The following is a 24,896-nucleotide window of genomic DNA, read 5'->3' on the forward strand; positions in this document are numbered from 1 at the left end:
CTCTCTCCGGCCCTTCCATTCTTCAGTCTTCTTTGACTCGTTATAGGCAAGGTTTCCATGGTGAACGAAGATAGGCTCCGGGACTATCTCAAGCGGGTGACGGCTGATCTGCACCAGGCGCGTCAGCGCCTGCGTGAGTTGGAGGCAGGAGAGACCGACCCCATCGCGATCGTGGCGATGAGCTGCCGTTTTCCGGGTGGGGTGGGGAGCCCGGAGGACCTGTGGCAACTGGTGGCCGGCGGTAGCGACGCCATTTCCGACTTCCCGTCCAACCGCGGGTGGGACGTGGACGGGATGTATGACCCGGACCCCGACCACTCGGGCACCTTCTATTCCCGCGAGGGCGGTTTCCTGCACGACGCGGGCGAGTTCGACGCCGGCTTCTTCGGGATCTCGCCGCGTGAGGCGCTTGCCATGGACCCGCAGCAGCGGCTGCTGCTGGAGACCTCATGGGAGGCATTCGAGCGTGCGGGCATCGCTCCGGGGTCGGTGAAGGGCCGTCGGGGCGGTGTCTTCGTGGGCGCCTCGACCTCCGGCTACGGGGCGGACGTCGACGAATTCCCGGAGGAAATCGAAGGCCATTTGCTGACGGGCACGTCGGCTTCCGTCGTCTCGGGCCGTATCGCGTACACCTTCGGTCTCGAAGGACCCGCGGTGACGGTGGACACGGCGTGTTCCTCTTCGCTGGTGGCGCTCCATCTCGCGGTACAGGCGCTGCGTCAGGGCGAATGTGACCTGGCGCTGGCCGGTGGTGTGACGGTGATGTCGACCCCGAGCGCCTTTGTGGAATTCAGCCGTCAGCGCGGTCTGGCGCCCGATGGCCGGTGCAAGCCGTTCGCGGACTCCGCGGATGGCACGGGCTGGTCCGAGGGCGTCGGCATGCTGCTGGTGGAGCGGCTGTCGGACGCGCGGAAGAACGGCCACCCGGTGCTGGCCGTCGTGCGCGGCTCCGCCGTCAACCAGGACGGCGCGTCCAATGGTCTGACGGCGCCGAACGGCCCGTCTCAGCAGCGGGTCATCCGGGACGCGCTGACCAGCGCCCGGCTGACGCCGGCCGATGTGGACGTGGTGGAGGCCCACGGGACCGGTACCTCGCTGGGCGACCCGATCGAGGCGCAGGCGCTGCTGGCCACCTACGGCCAGGAGCGTCCGGAGGGCCGCCCGCTGTGGCTGGGCGCGCTGAAGTCGAACATCGGGCACACCCAGGCCGCCGCCGGTGTCGGCGGGATCATCAAGATGGTCATGGCGATGCGGCACGGCGTGTTGCCGCGGACGCTGCATGTGGATGAGCCCTCGCGGCAGGTGGACTGGTCGGCGGGTGAGGTGCGGCTGCTGACGGAGGCCACCGAGTGGCCCGAGACCGGTCAGCCGCGCCGGGCCGGTGTCTCCGCCTTCGGTGTGAGTGGCACCAACGCGCACACCATCATCGAGCAGGCCCCGCCGGTCGACGAGGACGAGGCCGAGCCGAACTCGGTCTCCGACCAGGACAGCAGTGTGGCCACGTGGCTGCTGTCGGCTCGTGGCGCGGACGCTCTGCGGGCCCAGGCCGCACGGCTCAGCGCGTTCCTGCTCGAGCGGACCGAGCTGAGTCCCCTGGACGTCGGCCACTCCCTGGCTGCCGCACGGTCGACGTTCGAACACCGTGCGGTGGTGTCGGGCGCGCATCGTGCGGAACTCCTCCGCGGGCTCGAGGCGGTCGCCACCGGCGAAGCCGCTCCTGGCGTGGTCCAGGGCGTGGCCGGAACGGTGGTCAAGACGGCTTTCCTGTTCTCGGGCCAGGGTGCGCAGCGCCTGGGCATGGGCCGGGAGTTGTACGAGGCGTTCCCGGTGTTCGCCCGTGCGCTGGACGAGGTGTGTGCGCGGCTCGACCTGCTGCTGGACCGTCCGTTGCGGGAGGTGGTGTTCGCGGCGGAGGGGAGCGCGGAGGCCGCGCTGCTGGATCAGACGGCGTTCACCCAGCCCGCGCTGTTCGCCATCGAGGTGGCGCTGTTCCGGCTGCTGGAGCACTTCGGTGTCACCCCGGATGTGCTGATCGGCCACTCCATCGGTGAGATCACGGCAGCGCATGTGGCCGGGGTGCTCTCGCTGGTGGACGCGTGCACGCTGATCGCGGCGCGTGGCCGTCTGATGCAGGCGCTGCCCGAGGGCGGCGCCATGGTGGCGGTACAGGCCTCGGAGGAGGAGATCGCCGGTTCGCTGGCCGGCCGTGAGGCCGAGCTGAGCATCGCCGCCGTCAACGGCCCGAACGCCGTGGTCATCGCCGGTGACGAGGAAGCGGCGCTGGAGATCGCCGCCCACTGGTCGGAACAAGGGCGCAAGACGAGCCGGCTGCGGGTCAGCCACGCGTTCCACTCGCCGCGCATGGACGCGATGCTGGACGACTTCCGCAAGGTCGTGCGCGGGCTGTCCTTCCAGGCCCCCAGCCTGGCGCTGGTCTCCAATGTCACGGGAGAGCCGGTCGGGGCCGACGAGGTCTGCTCGCCGGAGTACTGGGTGCGGCATGTCAGGGAGGCCGTGCGCTTCGCCGACGGTGTTCGCTCCCTGGAGGCCCAGGGCGTCACCGCCTACCTGGAGGTGGGCCCCGACGGTGTGCTCTCGGCGATGGCGCGGGAGTGCCTGACCGGAGAGGCGGTTTCGGCCCCGGTCGTGGTGCCGGTCCTGCGCAAGGAGCGCCCTGACGCCCAGGCTCTGATGGCCGCGCTGACCGAAGCCCACGTCCACGGTGTGGCGGTGGACTGGGAAACGGTCTTCGCCGGGCGGGGCGCCCGCACGGTGGAGCTGCCGACCTACCCGTTCCAGCGGCAGCGTTACTGGCTGGAAAGTACGAGCGCAGCGTCGGGTGGCTCCGCCGCCGCGGACACCGTGGACGCGCGGTTCTGGGACGCGGTGGAACGCGAGGACCTGGGCGCGCTGGCGAAGGCGCTGGACGTCGACGGCGGCTCGCTGGGCGAGTTGCTGCCCGCCCTGTCGTCGTACCGCCGGCAGCAGCGCGATCGGGCCACGGTCGACGGCTGGCGGTACCGCGTCTCGTGGAAGCCCGTCTCGGAGAACCCCGCGGCCACGCTGTCGGGGACCTGGCTCGTGGTCCTGCCCGCCTCGGGCGTCGATGACGCGTTCGCCGAGTCGGTGTCCACCGCACTCCAGCGGCACGGTGCCGAGGTCGTGCGCGTCGTGGCGGACGAGGACGACCTCGCCCCGGGCGTACTGGCCGAGCGGCTGCGTGAGATCGCCACCGGTCTGCCCGGGATCGGCGGTGTGCTGTCTCTGGTAGGTGTGGACGAGCGGCCCTGCACCGAGCACCCGGTGGTCTCCCGCGGACTCGCGCTGACGCTGATGCTGGTGCGGGCCCTGGCCGAGGCGGACATCGAAGCCCGTCTGTGGTGCGGCACCCGCGGTGCCGTCTCGGTGGGCCGTTCCGACCAGCTCATGAGCACAACCCAAGCCGAAATATGGGGCCTTGGCCGGGTGGCGGCCATGGAGCACCCGCGGATCTGGGGCGGCCTCGTCGATCTGCCCGAGGCGCTGGACGAGCGCGCCGCCGCGCGGCTGCTCTGGACGCTGTCCGCCGAAGGCGGCGAGGACCAGGTAGCGGTGCGCGGCTCCGGAGCGTACGCCCGGCGCCTGTCCCGCGTCACCGCCGGAAACGAGTCGGCGGAGCGCGCGTGGCGGCCTCGGGGCTCGGTGCTGGTGACCGGTGGCACCGGTGCCCTGGGCGCGCATGTGGCGCGCTGGGCCGTGCGCGAGGGCGCCGAACACGTGGTGCTGACCAGCCGTCGCGGCCCCGCGGCCGAAGGCGCTGTTGAGCTCAAGGCGGAACTCGAAGAACTGGGCGCCGAGGTGACCGTCGCGGCCTGCGACGCCGCCGACCGGGACGCCCTCGCCGCGGTGCTGGCCGCCATCCCCGAGCGGTATCCGCTGAGCGCCGTCGTGCACGCGGCGGGCATCCTGGACGACGGTGTGCTCGACGGCCTGACCGTCGACCAGCTCGCCGGGACCCTGACCGCGAAGGTGGAGGGCGCCCGGCATCTGCACGAGCTGACCGAAGGACTGTCGCTCGACGCGTTCGTGCTGTTCTCCTCCTTCGCCGGCGTCGTCGGCGGCGCGGGCCAGGCCGCCTACGCGGCGGCCAACGCCTACTTGGACGCGCTGGCGCAGCAGCGCCGCGCCCAGGGCCTGGCGGCCACCGCGGTCGCCTGGGGCCCGTGGGCCGGGAGCGGCATGGCCGCGAGCGGCCGTGCCGGGGAGCGGATGCGTGGCGGGCCGCTGCCCCCCATGACCCCCTCGCTGGCCGTGGACACGCTGCGCTGGGCCATCGGCCAGGACGAGCCCGCGCTGGTCGTGGCCGACATCGACTGGGCCGGTATGGCCTCGATGCTGAGCGCGGGCCCCAGCGCCCTCGTGAGCGACATCCCCGAAGCGCGGGAACTCCTGGCCGCCTCGGGCGGTGCCACCGCCCGGACAGAGCCGGGATCCGGTCTGCGGGAACAACTGGCCGGACTCTCGGGCGCCGAACAGCGAGCCGTCCTCCTGGACCTCATCCGCACCCACGCGGCCTCGGCGCTCGGCCACTTCTCGGCGGACGCCGTCGAGCCCGGCCGTGCTTTCCGGGACCTCGGGTTCGACTCCCTCACGGCCATCGAGCTGCGCAACCGGCTCGACCTGGCCACCGGTCTGCGCCTGCCGTCGACCCTCGTCTTCGACTACCCGACCGCCGAGGTGCTCGCCGGCCATCTGCGGCAGGAGCTCGGCGGAGCCCACACCGAGGCGGCCACCGACGCGGTGTCGCCTCGTGTGCCCGCGGATGACGACGACCCCATCGCGATCGTGGCGATGAGCTGCCGCTTCCCCGGAGGTGTCGAGACCCCGCAGGACCTGTGGCGCCTCCTGGCCGAGGGCGGCGACGGCATCGCCGGGTTCCCCGGAGACCGTGGCTGGGACGTCGAGGGGATGTACCACCCGGACCCCGAGCACCCGGGCACCTTCTACGCCCGTGAGGGCGGCTTCCTCTACGGAGCACCCCAGTTCGACCCGGTGTTCTTCGGCATCTCGCCGCGCGAGGCGGTCGCCATGGACCCGCAGCAGCGGCTGCTGCTGGAGACGTCCTGGGAGGCGTTCGAGTACGCGGGCGTCAAGCCGGCCGCGCTGCGGGGCACCCGGACCGGTGTGTTCGTCGGCACCAACGGCCAGGACTACTCCACGATCATGCTCGACGCCCCCGAGGACTTCGGTGGCCATGTGGGAACGGGCAGCGCGGCCAGTGTGGTGTCCGGGCGTATCTCGTACACCTTCGGTCTCGAGGGGCCGGCGATGACGGTGGACACGGCGTGTTCGTCGTCGCTCGTGGCGCTGCATCTCGCGGCGCAGGCGCTGCGCCAGGGCGAGTGCGATCTGGCGCTCGCCGGTGGGGTGTCGGTGATGTCCACCCCGGGCGCCTTCGTGGAGTTCAGCCGTCAGCGTGGTCTGGCGCCCGACGGTCGGTGCAAGCCGTTCGCGGAGGGCGCGGACGGCACCGGCTGGTCCGAGGGTGTGGGCATGCTGCTGGTGGAGCGGCTGTCGGACGCGCGGAGGAACGGCCATCCGGTACTGGCGGTGGTGCGGGGCAGCGCGATCAACCAGGACGGTGCGTCCAACGGTCTGACGGCGCCGAACGGGCCGTCGCAGCAGCGGGTCATCCGCCAGGCCCTGGCCAGCGCCGGACTGTCGGCCGCCGAGGTGGACGCGGTCGAGGCACACGGCACCGGTACGACGCTGGGTGACCCGATCGAGGCGCAGGCCGTGCTGGCCACCTACGGCCAGGAGCGGCCGGACGGCCGCCCGCTGTGGCTGGGCGCCATCAAGTCCAACATCGGTCACACGCAGGCCGCGGCCGGTGTGGCCGGTGTCATCAAGATGGTGCTGGCGATGCGCGAGGGCGTGCTGCCGCAGACGCTGCACGTCGGCGAGCCGTCGCGGGAGGTGGACTGGTCGGCCGGTGAGGTGCGGCTGCTGACCGAGGCCACCGCGTGGCCGGAGACGGGCCGGCCGCGCCGGGCCGGTGTCTCCTCGTTCGGACTGAGCGGAACCAACGCCCACACCATCCTCGAGCAGGCTCCTGACCTGGAAGAGGCCGCGGCCTCGGAGGCGGCCCCCGAGGCGCCGGTGTCGGCGGCCGTGGTGCCGTGGCTGGTCTCCGGGAAGAACCGGGAGGCACTGCGGGCGCAGGCCGAGCGGCTGTACGAGCATGTGGCGGCTCGGGAAGACGTCGGCGTGCTCGACGTCGGGCACACCTTGGCGTCCAGGTCGGTGTTCGAGCACCGTGCCGTGCTGGTGGGTGAGGACCGGGAGACCCTTCTGCGCGGCCTGCAGGCTCTCGCGCAGGGCGGAATCGCCTCGGGAGTCGTCCAGGGAGAGGCCGTAACCGCTGGAAAGTCGGCCTTCCTGTTCTCGGGGCAGGGTGCGCAGCGTCTTGGTATGGGGCGGGAGTTGTACGAGGCGTTCCCGGTGTTCGCCCGTGCGCTGGACGAGGTGTGTGCGCATCTGGATGTGGCGCTGGACCGTCCGTTGCGGGAGGTGGTGTTCGCGGCGGAGGGGAGTGCGGAGGCCGCGCTGCTGGATCAGACGGCGTTCACTCAGCCGGCGCTGTTCGCCATCGAGGTGGCGCTGTTCCGGTTGCTGGAGCACTTCGGTGTCACCCCGGATGTGGTGATCGGTCACTCCATCGGCGAGATCGCGGCCGCGCATGTGGCGGGGGTGTTCTCGCTGGAGGACGCGTGCACGCTGGTGGCCGCTCGTGGCCGTTTGATGCAGGCGTTGCCCGAGGGTGGGGCGATGGTCGCCATCCAGGCGTCGGAGGAGGAGATCGCTCCGTCGCTGGCCGGTCGTGAGGCCGAGGTGAGCATTGCCGCGGTCAACGGTCCGACGGCCGTGGTGATCGCGGGTGATGAGGCCGCGGCGCTGGAGATCGCGGGGCAGTGGGCGGAGCAGGGTCGTAAGACCCGTCGGCTGACGGTCAGCCACGCGTTCCACTCGCCGCGCATGGACGCGATGCTGGACGACTTCCGTGACGTCGTCGCCGGCCTGTCCTTCCAGGCACCGTCCATCGCCCTGGTCTCCAATGTGACGGGCGAGGCGGCGAGCCGCGACGAGGTGTGCTCGCCGGAGTACTGGGTGCGCCACGTCCGGGAGGCGGTGCGGTTCGCGGACGGCATGCGGGCACTCACCGCCCAGGGCGTCACCAGGTTCCTGGAGGTGGGCCCCGACGGCGTACTGTCCGCGATGGCGCGGGACTGCCTGACGGAGGACCAGACCGCGGCCTCGGCCGTGGTGCCGGTGCTGCGCAAGGACCGTCCCGAGGCCCAGGCGCTGACGATGGCGCTGGCCGAGCTCCACGTCCACGGAGCCTCGGTGGAGTGGGAGTCCGTGGTCGCCGGGCGCGGTGCGCGGATGGTGGAGCTGCCGACGTACGCCTTCCAGCGCGAGCGGTTCTGGCCCGAGGTGTCCATCTCCCTGAACGGCTTGGGCGCGTCGAGCGCCGTCGACTCGGTGGACGCGCGGTTCTGGGAAGCGGTCGAGCGCGAGGATCTCGAAGCGCTCGCCGAGACGCTCGACGTCGACGGCGAGACGCCGCTGAGCGCGGTGCTGCCCGCCCTGTCCACGTACCACCGCAACCGGCGTGACCAGTCCACGATCGACAACTGGCGCTACCGGGTGGCCTGGAGGCCGGTCCCCGACGTGGCCGATGGGTCGCTGTCGGGCACGTGGCTGGTCGTGGTTCCGGCGTCCCGTGCCGAGGACGAGCTGGTGACGGGGGTTCTCTCCGGGCTCGAGCGGCATGGCGCGGGCGTGGTGTCGCTGGTGGCCGACGAGCGGCACCTCGACGCCGAGGTGCTCGGGGAGCGGCTGCGTGAGGCGGCCGCCGACGCGCCCGCGCTGGGCGGCGTGTTGTCGCTGCTCGCCCTGGACGAGGAGCCCTGCCCAGGACACTCCGCGCTCCCCGGTGGTCTCGCCCTGACGCTGACACTGGTGCGGGCCATGGCCGACGCCGGTATCGAGGCTCCGCTGTGGTGCGGTACGCGGGGCGCCGTGTCGGTGGGCCGCTCCGACAGCCTCAGCCACCCGAAGCAGGCGATGGTGTGGGCGCTCGGCCGGGTGGCCGCGCTGGAGCTGCCGCAGCTGTGGGGCGGTCTGGTCGACCTGCCCGAGTCACTGGACGAGCGTGCGATCGCGCGGCTGGCCGGTGTGCTGGCCGCCGAGGCGGCCGAGGTCGTCGAGGACCAGGTGGCGGTACGCGGCTCCGGCGTGTTCGCACGCCGTCTGACCCGGTCCGCCGCGCCCGTCGCCGACGGGACGACATGGCGGGCGCGTGGCACGGTGCTGGTGACCGGTGGCACGGGCGCGCTGGGCGGGCAGGTGGCCCGCTGGCTGGTGCGCAACGGCGCCGAGCACTTGGTGCTGACGAGCCGTCGCGGTCTCGAGGCGCCGGGCGCGCCCGAGCTGCGCGAGGAGCTCGAGGCGCTGGGCGCCCGGGTGACCGTGGCGGCCTGCGATGTGGCCGACCGCGAGCAGCTGGCCGCGGTGCTGGACGCGGTGCCGCAGGAGCATCCGCTGACGGCCGTGGTGCACGCGGCGGGCGCCAACGGGGCCGGGCCGCTGGCCGAGACCGGGCTGGCCGACGCCGCCGCCGTGGTCTCCGGCAAGGTGGCCGGTGCCGTCAATCTGGACGAGCTGCTGGGCGACCGGGAGCTGGACGCGTTCGTGGTCTTCTCCTCGATCGCCGGTGTGTGGGGCAGTGGCGGCCAGGCCGCCTACGGTGCGGCCAACGCCTACCTGGACGCGCTGGTGGAGGACCGCCGTGCCCGGGGCCTCGCCGGTACCGCCGTGGCCTGGGGCCCCTGGGCCGAGGGCGGCATGGCGGCCGGGGACGAGGCCGACCATCTGGCGCGCCGCGGTCTGCCCGCGATGGTGCCCGGCCTGGCGATCGCCGCGCTGCAGGGAGCGGTCGCGGGTGACGACGGTGTGCTCACGGTCGCCGATGTGGACTGGGAGCGATTCGCCCCCGCGTTCACGATCGGGCGGCCGAGCCCGCTCCTCGGCGATCTGCCGGAGGTCCAGCGGGCGCTGGCGAACGCCGGCAGCGCCGAAGGCGCCGGTACCGGTTCGGCACTGCGGGAGCGCCTGGCGGGGCTCACCGAGGCCGAGATCGACCGGACCCTGCTCGACCTGGTGCGTGCCCACGCGGCGGCCGTCCTCGGCTTCGCGGGTGCGGAGGCGGTCGAGCCCGGCCGGGCGTTCAAGGAGCTGGGCTTCGACTCGCTGACGGCCGTTGAGTTCCGTAACCGGCTGAACGCGGAGACCGGGCTGGTGCTGCCGGCCACGCTGGTCTTCGACTACCCGAGCGCCACGGTGCTGGCCGGCCATCTGCGTGCCGAGGTGCTGGGAACGCGGGACGCGGTGGCCGCGCCGTCGGCGGTGGCGGTCCCGGCCGATGACGATCCGATCGCGATCGTCGGGATGAGTTGCCGCTTCCCGGGCGGTGTGCGCAGCCCGGAGGAGCTGTGGAACCTCGTGGCGGCCGGTACGGACGCCATCACGGACTTCCCCTCCGACCGTGGATGGGATGTCGAGGGGATGTACGACCCCGACCCGGAGCGGTCGGGCACGTTCTACGCCCGCGAGGGCGGCTTCCTCGACGGGGCGAGCGAGTTCGACGCGGCGTTCTTCGGGATCTCGCCGCGCGAGGCGCTCGCCATGGACCCGCAGCAGCGGCTGCTGCTGGAGACCTCGTGGGAGGCGTTCGAGCGGGCCGGTATCGACCCGGCGTCCATGCGCGGCAGCCAGATCGGTGTCTATGTCGGAGCCGCGACCTCCGGTTACGGCACGGGGCTGCACGAGATCCCCGAGGGGCTCGAAGGGCAGATGCTGACCGGCAGCGCCACTTCGGTCGTGTCGGGCCGTATCTCCTACACCTTCGGTCTTGAGGGACCCGCGCTGACGGTGGACACGGCGTGCTCGTCGTCGCTGGTCGCCCTGCACCAGGCCGCGCAGGCGGTGCGCCAGGGCGAGTGCTCCATGGCGCTCGCCGGTGGCGTCACCGTGATGACCAGCCCCGCCGCCTTCGTGGAGTTCAGCCGCCAGCGCGGGCTCGCCCCCGACGGCCGGTGCAAGCCGTTCGCGGACGCCGCGGACGGCACCGGCTGGTCCGAGGGTGTGGGCATGCTGCTCGTGGAGCGGCTGTCCGACGCACAGCGCAACGGCCACCAGGTGCTGGCGATCGTGCGCGGCTCCGCCGTCAACCAGGACGGTGCGAGCAACGGCCTGACGGCGCCGAACGGCCCCTCGCAGCAGCGGGTGATCCGCCAGGCCCTCGCCAACGCCCGGCTGTCGTCGGCCGACGTCCAGGTGATCGAGGCACACGGCACCGGAACGACGCTGGGTGACCCGATCGAGGCGCAGGCGCTGCTGGCCACCTACGGCCAGGAGCGCCCGGAGGACCTGCCGCTCTGGCTGGGATCGATCAAGTCGAACATCGGTCACACGCAGGCCGCGGCCGGTGTGGCCGGTGTCATCAAGATGGTGATGGCCATGCGGCACGGGGTGTTGCCGCGGACGCTGCATGTGGATGAGCCGTCGCGCGAGGTGGACTGGTCGGCGGGCGAGGTGCGGCTGCTGACCGAGGCGGCCGCGTGGCCCGAGACCGGTCAGCCGCGCCGGGCGGGTATCTCCGCCTTCGGTGTGAGCGGTACCAACGCGCACACCATCATCGAACAGGCCCCGGTCCAGGACGAGACGGAGCCCGTCCAGACCCCCGCCGACGACCACGGCATGGCCCCCTGGGTGCTCTCCGCCCGGAGCCCGGAAGCCCTCCGGGCCCAGGCCGAACGGCTGCGCGCCCACCTCTCCGAAGCGGCCGAGTCCGGCGTACTGGACATCGCCGAATCGCTGGTCGCCACGCGATCGGTGTTCGAGCACCGTGCGGTGCTGCTGGGCACCGAACGCGAGACGCTGCTGCGCGGCCTGGAGACCGTCGCCGCCGGCGACGACGCCCCCGGCATCGTCCAGGGGCAGGCGGCCAAGGCCGGAAAGACCGCGTTCCTGTTCACCGGCCAGGGTGCGCAGCGTCTGGGCATGGGGCGGGAGTTGTACGAGGCGTTCCCGGTGTTCGCCCGTGCGCTGGACGAGGTGTGTGCGCACCTGGATGTGGTGCTGGACCGTCCGCTGCGTGAGGTGATGTTCGCGGCCGAGGGCAGTGCGGATGCCGCGCTGCTGGATCAGACGGCGTTCACCCAGCCCGCGCTCTTCGCCATCGAGGTGGCGCTGTTCCGGCTGCTGGAGCACTTCGGTGTCACCCCGGATGTGCTGATCGGCCACTCCATCGGCGAGATCGCCGCCGCACATGTGGCGGGAGTGTTCTCGCTGGAGGACGCCTGCACGCTGGTGGCCGCCCGCGGCCGCCTGATGCAGACGCTGCCCGAGGGTGGGGCGATGGTCGCGATCGAGGCCTCGGAGGAGGAGATCGCCGGTTCGCTGGCCGGTCGTGAGGCCGAGCTGAGCATGGCCGCGGTCAACGGCCCGAACGCCGTGGTCATCGCCGGTGACGAGGAAGCGGCACTGGAGATCGCCGGACAGTGGGCGGAGCAGGGCCGCAAGACCCGCCGCCTGCGGGTCAGCCACGCCTTCCACTCCCCGCACATGGACGCGATGCTGGACGGCTTCCGCGCGGTCGCGGAGACGCTCACCTACCACGGCCCGTCCACCGCGTTCATCTCGAACGTCACGGGTGAGCAGGCCGGCGCCGAAGAGGTGTGCTCGCCGGAGTACTGGGTGCGGCATGTGCGCGAGACCGTCCGCTTCCTCAACGGGGTGCGGACCCTCGAAGCCCAGGGCGTCACCACCTACATCGAGGTGGGCCCCGACGGCGTGCTGTCCGCGATGGCCCAGGACTGCCTGACCGAACCGGTCGACGACATCGCCGCCGAGGACACACCGGCCCCCCTGCTGGTCCCGGTGGTGCGCAAGGACCGTCCCGAGACGCAGGCGCTCGTCACGGCCCTCGCCGAAACACACGTCCACGGCGAAACCGTCGACTGGCGGGCCTTCTTCGCCGGACGCGGCGCCCGCCGCGTGGACCTGCCCACCTACGCGTTCCAGCACCAGCGTTACTGGCTGGAGGCCGGCACCGCGGCGGGAGACGCCGCCGCCTTCGGCCTCGACCCCGCCGACCACCCGCTGCTGGGTGGAGCCGTCCCCCTCGCGGGCACCGACAGCCTGGTCTTCACCGGAACGCTCTCGCTGCACACCCAGCCCTGGCTGGCGGACCATGTCCTGAGCGGCGAGGCGGTCCTGGCCACCACGGCCCTCGTGGAACTGGCGATTCGTGCCGGTGACGAGGTCGGCCTCGGCCATGTGGAAGAGCTCGTCAGCCAGGCGCCGCTGGTCCTTCCCCGAGGGAACGGAGTCCAGATTCAGCTCGTCCTCGGCGAGGAGGACGAGTTCGGCACCCGTTCGCTGGAGATGTACTCGCGCGTCGCCGAGCCGGTCGACGAGGACGAGGACGAGTGGATCTGCCACGCCAGCGGTGTGCTCGCCCCGGAGCCGGAGGACATCGCGACCGCCGAAGGAGCGGTGCGCTTCGCCTCCGCCGCATGGCCCCCGCCCGGCGCCGAGCGCGTCGAGGTGGACGGCCTGTACGAGCTGCTCGCCGAAAGCGGCCTCGTCTACGGACCCTCCTTCCGTGGCCTGCGAGCGGTGTGGCAGCGCGATGACGAGGTGTTCGCCGAGATCAGCCTGGCCGAGGAGTCCGTCGCGGAAGCCGAGCGGTTCGGGCTGCACCCGGCCCTGCTGGACGCGGCGTTGCAGCCGCTCGGCCTCGGAGTGCTGGACGGGGTGGGGCGCGGCCGCATCCTGTTCAGCCTGGCCGGCGTGTCGCTGTACGCGTCCGGTGCCTCCGAGCTGCGTGTCCGGCTCGCCCGCACGGGCCCGGAGACCCTCTCCCTGGCCGCGGTCGACGGAGCCGGCGACGCCGTGGTCTCCGCCGACACGCTGACGCTGCGCCAGGTCGCCACGGACCAGCCGGAGCTCCCGGCGCCGGAGACGACCGAGACCCTGCCGGAGCCCGCCGTCTCGCCCGAGGCGAGCACCGACGCACCGACGGCCACCGAATCCCCCGTGGCCACCGAACCCCCCGTGGAGGAGACCACCGCCATGCCTGCCCGTCGACGCAGGACCGCACGGCGCACCGCCCAGCGGAGCGGACCCGAGTCCGGGTCCGGGCCGCTCGCCGCGCTGCGGGAGCGGCTGGCCGGACTCTCCGAGCCCGAGCAGGACCGTGTGCTGCTCGATGTGGTCCGCACACATGTCGCGGCGGTGCTCGGACACGATTCCGCCGACCAGGTCCAGGGCTCACAGGCGTTCAAGGACCTCGGCTTCAGCTCGCTGACCGCCGTCGAGTTCCGCAACCGGGTGAGCAAGGCCATCGGCCTGCGCCTCCCCGCGACCGCCGTGTTCGACTACCCGACCCCCGTCGAACTGGCGAAGTTCGCCCGCGCCGAGGTCCTCGGCGCGCTGACCGGGGCCCGGCAGCCGGTGCCGGTCGCGGTGGCGGACAGCGACGAGCCGATCGTGATCGTGGGGATGAGCTGCCGCTATCCCGGAGGGGTGGCCACCCCGGAGGATCTGTGGGACCTCGTCGCCCAGGGCCGGGACGGCATCTCGCCCTTCCCGACGGACCGCGGCTGGGACGTGGAGAACCTCTACGACCCGGACCCGGACGAGCCCGGCAAGTGCTACACGCAGGAAGGTGGCTTCCTGCACGGCGCCAGCCAGTTCGACCCGGCGTTCTTCGGGATTTCGCCGCGTGAGGCGATCGCGATGGACCCGCAGCACCGTCTGCTGCTGGAAACCTCGTGGGAGGCGCTGGAGCGGGCCGGTATCGACCCGCTCTCGGCGAAGGGCAGCCAGACCGGCGTCTTCGCGGGCGTGACCTACCAGGACTACGGCGGTGTCCTCGCCGGATCCCAGGAAGCGGTCGAGGGTCTCGTCGGCACCGGTGTCTCGCCGAGCGTGCTCTCGGGCCGTATCTCCTACACCATGGGCCTCGAGGGGCCCGCCATGACGGTGGACACCGCGTGCTCGTCGTCGCTGGTCGCCCTGCATCTCGCATGGCAGGCGCTGCGCCAGGGCGAGTGCTCGCTGGCGCTGGCGGGCGGTGTGACGGTGATGTCCACCCCGATGTCGCTGGTCGAGTTCAGCCGGCAGCGTGCGCTCGCCTCCGACGGACGCAGCAAGCCCTTCTCGGCCGCCGCGGACGGCGCCAGCTGGGCCGAAGGCGTCGGCATGCTCGTCCTCGAGCGGCTGTCGGACGCCCGCCGCAACGGACACCCCATCCTCGCCGTGGTGCGCGGCTCCGCGGTGAACCAGGACGGTGCGTCCAACGGTCTGACGGCGCCGAACGGCCCCTCGCAGCAGCGGGTCATCCGGCAGGCGCTGGCGAACGCCCGCCTGTCGGCCGCCGAGGTGGACGCGGTGGAGGCGCACGGCACGGGTACCTCGCTGGGCGACCCGATCGAGGCGCAGGCGCTGTTGGCCACCTACGGCCAGGAGCGTCCCGAGGGCCAGCCGCTGATGCTGGGTGCCATCAAGTCGAACATCGGCCACTCGCAGGCTGCCGCGGGCGTGGGCGGCGTCATCAAGATGGTGATGGCGATGCGGCACGGCGTGCTGCCCAAGACGCTGCACCTCGACGAGCCCTCGCCGCACGTGGACTGGACGGAGGGCGACGTCGAGCTGCTGGCCGAGGCCAGGCCGTGGCCCGAGACCGGGCATCCGCGGCGCGCGGGTGTGTCGGCGTTCGGCATGAGCGGCACCAATGTGCACACCATCCTGGAGCAGGCTCCGGAGATCGAGGCGGCCGAGAGCGCCGAGGCCGAGGTTGTCGATGGCCCGGTGGCGTGGGTCCTGGCGGGCAAGAGCAGCGATGCGCTGCAGGCCCAGGCGGCCACGCTGCGGGAGTTCGTGGCCGAGCGCCCGGAGCTTCGTACGGCCGATGTGGCGCTCTCCCTGGCGACGACCAGGTCCGCGTTCCAGTACCGGGCCGCGGTGACCGGGACCGGCCGCGAGGAGCTTCTGGAGCGCCTGGACGCGGTGGCCCAGGGTGCGAAGGCACCGGGTGTGGTCCGCGCGAGCGCCGCCGAGGCAACTGGCCGTTCGGTGTTCGTGTTCCCCGGCCAGGGCGCGCAGTGGATGGGCATGGCGGTGGGGCTGCTCGAGAGCTCGCCGGTGTTCGCCGAGGCGATCGGTGAGTGCGAGACGGCTCTGTCGGCTCATGTGGACTGGTCGCTGACCGAGGTGCTGCGCGGCGCCGAGGGCGCTCCCGACTTCGATCGGGTGGACGTCGTTCAGCCCGTGTTGTTCGCCGTGATGGTGTCGCTGGCGAAGCTGTGGCGTTCGGTCGGTGTCGAGCCGGATGCCGTGATGGGCCACAGCCAGGGCGAGATCGCCGCGGCGTGTGTGGCGGGTGCCCTCTCGCTGGAGGACGCCGCCAAGGTGGTGGCGTTGCGGTCGCAGGCGATCGCCGCCGGTCTGGCCGGTCGTGGTGGCATGGTGTCGGTCGGACTGCCGGTCGACCAGGTCAAGGAGCGCATCGCCGCTTGGAGCGGCGGGATATCCGTCGCGGCGGTCAACGGCCCCGGTTCCGTCGTGGTGTCGGGTGACCCGGGTGCGCTGGATGAGATGGTGGCGCAGCTCGAGGGTGAGGAGATCCGGGTCCGCCGGGTTCCGGTGGACTACGCCTCGCACTCGGCCCATGTGGAGGCGATCCACGACGAGTTGCTGAATGTTCTGGCGGACATCCAGCCCCGTTCCTCGGAGGTGCCGTTCTATTCGACGGTGCTCGGTGAGCTGGTGGACACCGCCGGTCTGGATGCCGAGTACTGGTACCGCAATCTGCGGCAGACGGTTGAGCTCGAGGCCACCACCCGCACCCTGCTCGGCAGCGGGCATGACGTGTTCATCGAGGTCAGCCCGCACCCGGTGCTGACCCTTCCGGTGCAGCAGACCGTGGAGGCCGCCGGGGCCCAGGCGGTGGTCGTCGGCACCCTGCGGCGCGACGAGGGTGGTCTGGAGCGGTTCCTGACCTCGATCGCCGAGTTGCATGTCAATGGGGCCGGTGTCGACTGGCCGAAGGTGTTCGCCGGACGGGGCGCCCGTCAGGTCGACCTGCCCACCTACGCCTTCCAGCGGCAGCGGTACTGGCCGCAGCCTTCCGACGACGCCGGGTTCGGCAACGCCCCGGTGTCCGAGGCCGACGCGGTGGACGCCCGGTTCTGGGAGGCCGTCGAGCGCGAGGACCTCGAAGGACTGGCGCAGACGCTGGAGCTCGACGGGGAGGCGCCGCTGAGCGCGGTGCTGCCCGCCCTGTCGTCGTACCGGCGCGGCAGGCGTGACCGCTCGACCGTCGACAACTGGCGCTACCGGATCAACTGGAAGCCCCTGATCGACCAGCCGTCGTCCGGCTCCGAGCAGGAGCGGGGCGCCCCGATCACCGGTACCTGGATGGTCGTCGTCCCGCCGGTCGACAGCGCCCGTGAACTGGCGGAGCGCATCGAGCGGGACGTGGAGCGCCACGGTGCCCGCATGGTGCGGGTCGACCTGGACGAGTCGGAGCCGGAGCGGTCGTCGCTGACCGAACTCCTCCGGGACGCGGCACCCCGCACACCCTCCGAGGACGGCTCCGAGCAGGAGGGGACGCTCGCGATCGACGGAGTGCTCTCCCTGCTCGCGCTCGACGAGGAGGCACTCGCCGAACACCCGGGCGTTCCGCGCGGCTTCGCCGGCACCGTGACCCTGGTCCAGGCGCTGAGCGACATCGACATCGATGTGCCGCTCTGGCTCGCCACCACCGGAGCCGTGTCCGTGGGCCGCTCCGACCGGGTCGGCAGCGTCAAGCAGTCCCTGGTGTGGGGTCTGGGCCGGGTGGTCGGCCTGGAGTACGCACAGCGGTGGGGCGGTCTCGTCGACCTCCCCGAGTCGCCGGACGCGATCGACGACCGGGTGCTGAACCGTCTGGTCGGCCTGATCGGGCGCTCCGGTGACGAGGACCAGGTCGCGGTGCGCGCCTCCGGGATCTTCGGCCGGCGGCTCGTCCGGGCACCCTTGGGCGACGCTCGGCCGGCCCGTACCTGGCAGGCCGGCGGCAGTGTCCTGATCACCGGTGGTACCGGTGCCCTCGGTGGCCGCCTCGCCCGCTGGCTCGCCCGTGGCGGCGCCGAGCACCTGGTGCTCACGAGCCGCCGCGGCCCGGACGCCCCCGGCGCGGCCGAGCTGCGGGACGAGCTGACCGCTCTCGGCGTGCGGGTCACCGTCGCGGCCTGTGACGCCGCCGACCGTGGCGCGTTGCGGGAGCTCCTCGACGGGCTGCCCGCGGAGTACCCGCTGACCGCGGTGGTGCACGCGGCCGGTGTGCTGGACGACGGCCTCATCGACACTCTCACCGTCCCCAGGACGCAGGGTGTCTTCCGGCCCAAGGTGGACGCCGTGGTGAACCTCCACGAGCTGACCCAGGACCTGGATCTGTCCGCGTTCATCCTCTTCTCCTCCTACGCCGGAACCGTCGGTGGCGCCGGTCAGGGCAGCTACGCCGCCGCGAACGCCTTCCTCGACGCCCTGGCGCAGCAGCGCCGGGCCCAGGGGCTGGCCGCGACCTCGGTGGCGTGGGGTGCCTGGGGCGGCGGCGGTCTGGTCGACGACGCCACCTCGGCCCAGCTGAAGCGGCGCGGTATGCCGCCGCTGGTGCCCGAACTCGCCGTCGACGCCCTTCAGCAGGCGCTCGATCACGACGAGGTCGACGTCACCGTCGCCGACGTGGACTGGGAGCGCTACGCCCCCGGCTTCGCCTCGGCCCGGCCGCGTCCGCTGCTGAACGAGCTGCCGGAGGTGCGGCAGGCCCTGGAGGCGGCGGAGGCCGAGCTGGGCGCGGCGCTCTCCGGGCTGGCCGAGCGCCTCGAGGGGCTGTCGGCCGTCGAACGCGAGGCGGAGGTGCTCGACCTCGTCAGGTCCCAGGCCGCCGAGGTGATCGGGTACCCGAGCGCCGACGCGGTGGAGCCGGACCGGGCCTTCAGGGACATCGGGTTCGACTCGCTGACCGCGGTGGAGCTGCGCAACGGCCTCAGCACGGCCGCCGGTGTGAACCTGCCGGTCACCGTGGCCTTCGACTACCCGACACCCACCGTGCTCGCCCGGTTCATCCTGGGTGAGGTGCAGGGCACCGACCCCGCGCCGGTGGACGACCTGCCGGTGGCGACGGGCACCGTCGTGGACGACGATCCGATCGCGATCGTGTCGATGAGCTGCCGCTTCCCCGGTGGCGTGCGCACTCCCGAGGACCTGTGGCGACTGGTCTCCGAGGGCAGCGACGTGATCAGCGCCTACCCGACCAACCGTGGCTGGGACCTCGACGACCTCTACGACCCGGACCCGGAGAACACGGGCACCAGCTACGCGAGCGGCGGCGGCTTCGTCTACGACGCCGACGAATTCGACCCGGTGTTCTTCGGCATCGCCCCCCGCGAGGCGCTGACCATCGACCCGCAGCAGCGGCTGCTGCTGGAGACCTCCTGGGAGGCGATCGAGCGGGCGGGCATCGACCCCATGTCGCTCAAGGGAAGCCGGACCGGCGTCTTCGCGGGCAGCAACGGCCAGGACTACATCGGCCTGCTGCTGGCCGCCCCGGGCGGACCGGAGGGCTATCTCGGAACCGGCAACTCGGGCAGCGTCGTATCGGGCCGTATCTCCTACACCTTCGGCCTCGAAGGACCGGCCGTCACGGTGGACACGGCGTGCTCCTCCTCGCTGGTGGCGCTGCACATGGCCGTGCAGTCGCTGCGCCAGGGAGAGTCCTCCCTCGCGCTGGCCGGCGGTGTCACGATCATGTCCAGCCCGGGCTCGTTCGTGGACTTCAGCCGCCAGAAGGGGCTGTCGACGGACGGACGGTGCAAGGCGTTCGCGGCATCGGCCGACGGCACGGGCTGGGCCGAGGGCGTCGGCATGCTGCTGCTCGAGCGGCTGTCGGACGCGCGGCGCAACGGTCACCCGGTGATGGCGATCGTGCGCGGCTCCGCCGTCAACCAGGACGGCGCGTCCAACGGCCTGACGGCGCCCAACGGGCCGTCGCAGCAGCGGGTGATCCGCCAGGCGCTGGCCAGCGCCGACCTCGCCGCCCACCAGGTGCAGGCGGTCGAGGCGCACGGCACCGGCACCCGGCTCGGTGACCCGATCGAGGCGCAGGCGCTGCTGGCCACCTACGGCCAGGGGCGGCCGGAGAACGAGCCGCTGTGGCTGGGCTCCATCAAGTCGAACATCGGGCACACGCAGGCGGCCGCCGGTGTCGCGGGAATCATCAAGATGGTGATGGCCATGCGTGAGGGCGTGCTGCCGCAGACGCTCCATGTCGACGAGCCGACGCCGCATGTGGACTGGACGGCGGGCGAGGTCCGGCTGCTGACCGCGCCGACCCCGTGGCCGGAGAACGGCGAGCCGCGCCGGGCGGGCATCTCCTCGTTCGGCATCAGCGGCACCAACGCCCACACCATCATCGAGCAGGCCCCGGAGCCGGAGGAGCCGGAGACGGTGGAGCGGGTCCGTACGGACGCTCCGCCGGCCGGTTCGGACACGCTTCCCTGGACGGTCAACGGCAAGGGTGCCGAGGCGCTGCGCGCCCAGGCGAGGAACCTGCACGACTACGTGGCGGCCCGCCCCGAGCTCGACCTCGACGACGTGGGCTATTCGCTGGCGACCACCCGGTCCGCCTTCGACCACCGCGCCGTGCTCCTGAGCGGCGACCGGGACGGGCTGCTGAGCGGTCTCGAGGCCATCGCCTCGGGCGCCACGGCTCCCGGAGTCGTCCAGGGATCGGTGGGCACCGCCGGCAAGACGGCGTTCCTGTTCTCGGGCCAGGGCGCGCAGCGCCTGGGCATGGGACGGGAGCTGTACGACGGCTTCCCGGTGTTCGCCCGTGCGCTGGACGAGGTGTGCGCGCATCTCGATGTGCTGCTCGACCGGCCGCTGCAGGAGGTGATGTTCGCCGCCGAGGACAGCGCGGACGCCGCGCTGCTCGATCAGACGGCCTTCACCCAGCCCGCGCTGTTCGCCATCGAGGTGGCGCTCTTCCGGCTGCTGGAGCACTGGGGAGTCACCGCGGATGTGCTGATCGGCCACTCGGTGGGAGAGGTCGCCGCCGCGCAGGTGGCCGGGGTGCTCTCGCTGGCGGACGCGTGCGCGCTCATCGTGGCGCGTGGCCGTCTGATGCAGGCGCTGCCCGAGGGCGGCGCCATGGTGGCGGTACAGGCCTCGGAGGAGGAGATCGCCGGTTCGCTGGTCGGCCGTGAGGCCGAGCTGAGCATCGCCGCGGTCAACGGCCCGACGGCCGTGGTGATCGCGGGCGATGAGGCCGCGGCGCTGGAGATCGCCGGAGAGTGGGAGCGGCAGGGTCGTAAGACCCGCCGGCTGACGGTCAGCCACGCGTTCCACTCGCCGCGCATGGACGCGATGCTGGACGACTTCCGAGACGTCGTCACGGGCCTGTCCTTCCAGGCACCGTCGATCTCCTTGGTCTCCAACCTCACCGGCAAGCCGGCGGGTGCGGCCGAAGTGTGCTCCCCGGAGTACTGGGTGCGGCATGTGCGGGAGGCGGTGCGCTTCGCGGACGGGGTACGGGCCCTGGAGAAGCTCGGGGTCACCTCGTTCCTGGAAGTGGGTCCCGACGGTGTGCTCACCGCGATGGCCCAGGACTGCCTGGCGTCCGACGAGGACGCGGGCGTTGCCGCCTTCACCCTCGTCCCCGCTCTGCGCAAGAACCGCCCGGAAACCCAGTCGCTGACCACGGCGCTGGCCGAACTCCACGTCCACGGCACCACCGTGGACTGGTCGACGGCGTTCGCCGGACGCGACGTCCGGCGGGTGGAACTGCCCACCTACGCCTTCCAGCGGCAGCGCTACTGGCCCAAGGCCCCCGGCGCCATGACCGGCGACGTCGCCTCCATCGGGCTCAGCTCCCCCAACCACCCGCTGCTGGGTGCCGGAGTCGAACTCGCGGGCAGCGACGGATTCCTGTTCACCAGCAGGCTGTCGGTGCAGAGCCAGCCGTGGCTCGCCGACCACGCGATCGGGGGCGCGGCCCTGTTCCCCGGGACCGGATTCCTCGAACTGGCCATTCGCGCCGCCGACCAGGTCGGATGCGGCCGGGTGGAAGAGGTCACCCTGGCGACCCCGATGGTCCTGCCCGAGAACGAGCCGGTCCAGGTGCAGCTGTGGGTGGGTGACGCCGACGAGACGGGTCACCGCTCGCTCAGCCTGTACTCCCGCCCGGCCGACGCGACCTCGGACCAGCCGTGGACGCAGCACGCGAGTGGTGCGCTCGCCCCGGCCGGACCCGAGCCGTCGTTCGACTTCGGCGTCTGGCCCCCCGAGGGCACCGAAGCCCTGGAGATCGACGACTTCTACGAGCGCTTCGCCGCCACCGGGTTCGCCTACGGCCCGGTGTTCCAGGGCCTGCGGGCCGCCTGGCGCTCGGGCGACGACGTCTACGTCGAGGTCAGCCTCGGGGAGCACGCGTCGGACGCGGTCGACTTCGGCCTCCACCCGGCCCTGCTGGACGCCGCCGTGCAAGCGGTGACGTTCGTCGCCCTGGAGGACGTCGGCCTCTCCCGGCTCCCGTTCTCCTGGAGCGGGGTGTCGCTCCACGCCGGTGGCGCGTCCACGCTGCGGGTGCGGCTCAGCAAGCTCGGACCCGACTCGATCTCCCTCACGGTGGCCGACGGAACCGGCCGCCCCGTGGCGTCGATCGAATCCCTGGTGCTGCGCCCGGTGTCCGTGGAACACATCGACGCGGCCAGGACCGCGGCGTTCCGCGACTCGCTGTTCACGCTGGACTGGACCCCCGTCCCGGCCATCGCCCCGGCCGAGGTGGCAACGGCACAGTGGGCCGTGGTGGGCACCGACCCCTACGGACTGGCCGCCGGCGAGATCGCCGGAGCCGAGGTGACCGCCTACGCCGATCTCGAGGCACTGGGCGCCGCGATCGACGGTGGGGCCGCTGCCCCGGAGGCCGTGCTGGTGTCCTACGCACCCGGTCTCGACGACCCGGCGGCGCAGGGCACGCCCAAGAGCAAGGCGAAGGGCAAGGGCAAGAGCAAGGCCAAGCAGGGCCTGGAGCCCGCGGACGCCATCCACGCGGTGACGCACCACACGCTGGGCATGATCCAAGGCTGGCTCGGCGACCGCCGGTTCGCCTCCTCCCGACTGGTCTTCGTGACCTCGGGCGCCATGGCGCCCGAGGACCGCGACGAGACCCCGGACATGATCCACGCCCCCCTCTGGGGCATGGTGCGGTCCGCGCAGTCGGAGAACCCGAACTGCTTCGTCCTGGTGGACCTGGACCCACAGGAGCCCACCGAGGCGTCCAAGGCGGCACTGTCCACGGTGCTCGCCGGCGACGAGCCGCAGGCCGTGGTCCGCGAGGGCACGGTGCTCGGCCAGCGCATGGCCCGGGTCTCCTCGGGCACCGCGCTGCTGCCGCCCGTGGGGGTCCGGGAATGGCGGCTGGACATGCACGCCAAGGGGACCTTGGAGAACCTGGCGCTGCTGCCCAGCCCCGATGTGACGGAGGAACTGGGTGCGACCGAGATCAGGGTGGCGCTGCGCGCCGCGGGCCTGAACTTCCGCGATGTGCTCAACGCCCTGGGGATGTACCCCGGCGAGGCCGGACCGCTCGGTGGCGAGGGCGCCGGTGTGGTGACCGAGGTCGGCTCCGCGGTGACGGACCTCGCGCCCGGCGACGCGGTGATGGGCATCTTCGGCGGGTCGTTCGGCCCCGTCGCCATCACCGACCGGCGCGTGGTCGCCCGGGTTCCGGAGAGCTGGACGTTCGAGCAGGCGGCCTCCACGCCCATCGTGTTCCTGACGGCCTACTACGCCATGGTGGACCTGGCGGGTCTCGAGGCCGGTCAGTCGGTGCTGGTGCACTCGGCGGCCGGTGGTGTGGGCATGGCCACGCTCCAGCTGGCACGGCACCTCGGGGCCGAGGTGTTCGGTACCGCGAGCGAGGGCAAGTGGGACACCCTGCGGGCACTCGGCCTGGACGACGAGCACATTGCGTCGTCGCGGACGCTGGACTTCGAGAAGCGCTTCCTCGACGCGACCGGCGGACGCGGCATGGACGTGGTGCTCGACTCGCTGGCCCGGGAGTTCGTGGACGCGGGTCTGCGACTGCTGCCGCGCGGCGGCCGGTTCCTGGAGATGGGCAAGACCGACATCAGGGTCCCGGACGAGGTGGCCGCTGAGTACACCGGTGTCTCCTACCAGGCGTTCGACCTGATGGAGGCGGGAGCCGACCGCATCCACGAGATGTGGAGTGTCCTGATCTCCCTGTTCGAGAGCGGAGTGCTGCGACCGCTTCCGGTGCGCACCTGGGATGTCCGCAGGGCACCCGACGCCTTCCGCTTCATCAGCCAGGCCCGCCACACCGGCAAGGTGGCGCTGACGATCCCGAGGACGCTGGACGGCCTGGGCACGGTGCTGATCACGGGTGGTACGGGTGGTCTGGGCGCGCTGTTGGCCCGTCATCTGGTGGTGGAGCACGGTGTGCGGTCTCTGGTGCTGACGAGTCGTCGTGGCGTGGAGGCGCCGGGTGCGGCGGAGTTGGTGGCGGAGCTGGCCGGGCTCGGTGCGCAGGCCCGGGCTGTGGCCTGTGATGTGGCCGATCGGGCGTCGGTGGAGAGTCTGCTGGCCGGGATCGGGTCGGAGCATCCGCTGTCGGCTGTGGTGCATGCGGCGGGTGTGCTGGATGACGGTGTGGTGGAGTCGCTGACGCCGGAGCGGGTGGACAAGGTGTTGCGTCCGAAGGTGGACGCGGCGCTGCATCTGCACGAGCTGACCCGCGGCCTCGACCTCTCGGCCTTCATCCTGTTCTCCTCCGTCTCCGGTACCTTCGGCGGCGCCGGCCAGGCCAACTACGCTGCGGGCAACGCCTTCATGGACGCCCTGGCCCAGCACCGCAGGGCCGCGGGACTCCCGGCCGCCTCGCTCGTCTGGGGCCCGTGGACGCAGGACGGCGGCATGACCACCGAGCTGGCCGACGCCGACGTCACCCGCATGACCAGGACCGGTATGGTCGCCCTCACCCCCGAGGCCGGGCTCGCACTGTTCGACGCGACCCGCGATCTCGACGGTGCCGTCCTGGTGCCCATGACGATGGACATGTCCTCGGTGGGCGAGCCGGTACCCGCGCTGCTGCGCGGACTGGTGCGAGGCCCCGCGCGCAGGACCGCGGAGTCGGCCGCCACCAGCACCGGGGCCGACCCGGCCGGCGAGCTCAGGCAGCACCTGGCCGGGAAGTCCGAAGCGGAGCGCGAGCGCATCCTGGTGGACCTGGTGTGCGACCAGGTGGCCATCGTCCTCGGCTATGCGTCGGGACAGGCGATCGAGCCGGGACACGCGTTCAAGGACCTGGGCTTCGACTCCCTGTCGGCCGTCGAACTGCGCAACCGTCTCAACGCGATCACCGGAACGCGGCTGCCGGCGACCCTGGTGTTCGACTACCCGACCCCGGCGTCGCTGGGACGATTCCTGCGCGAAGAGGTCACCCCCGCCGACGGGCCCGCGACCGAGCCCGTCTTCGGAGAACTCGACCGCCTGGAATCCACCCTGTCGGCGCTCGACTCCGACGGCGAGACGCGCGACAAGGTCATGGCGCGGCTCCAGGGCCTGGTGGCCAAGTGGTCGGCCGGCGGAACCGGGCAGGTGTCCGGCGCCGCGACGGCGCTGGACGACGAGATGGACGACGACAGCGAGATCGAATCGGCCACCGCCGACGAGATCTTCAAACTCATCGACGACGAATTCGGAACCTCCTGACGTGGCGAGCTGGA

General features: G+C 72.3%; 1 protein-coding gene. It reads left to right on the top strand.

Going from position 1 to position 24,896, the window contains the following annotated elements:
* The first annotated feature begins 57 nt into the window (after positions 1 to 57).
* On the top strand, positions 58 to 24,882 hold the full coding sequence (locus BLV72_RS35480; protein WP_093467520.1) for a type I polyketide synthase: 24,825 nt from the start codon (positions 58 to 60) through the stop codon (positions 24,880 to 24,882).
* Positions 24,883 to 24,896 lie beyond the last annotated feature (14 nt).

Source organism: Streptomyces melanosporofaciens (genome assembly GCF_900105695.1).
In the GTDB taxonomy this organism is placed as follows: Bacteria; Actinomycetota; Actinomycetes; order Streptomycetales; family Streptomycetaceae; genus Streptomyces; species Streptomyces antimycoticus.

Excerpts from the sequence above, each read along its gene's own strand:
- BLV72_RS35480 (WP_093467520.1), top strand. The coding sequence starts at position 58 with ATGGTGAACGAAGATAGGCTCCGGGACTATCTCAAGCGGGTGACGGCT.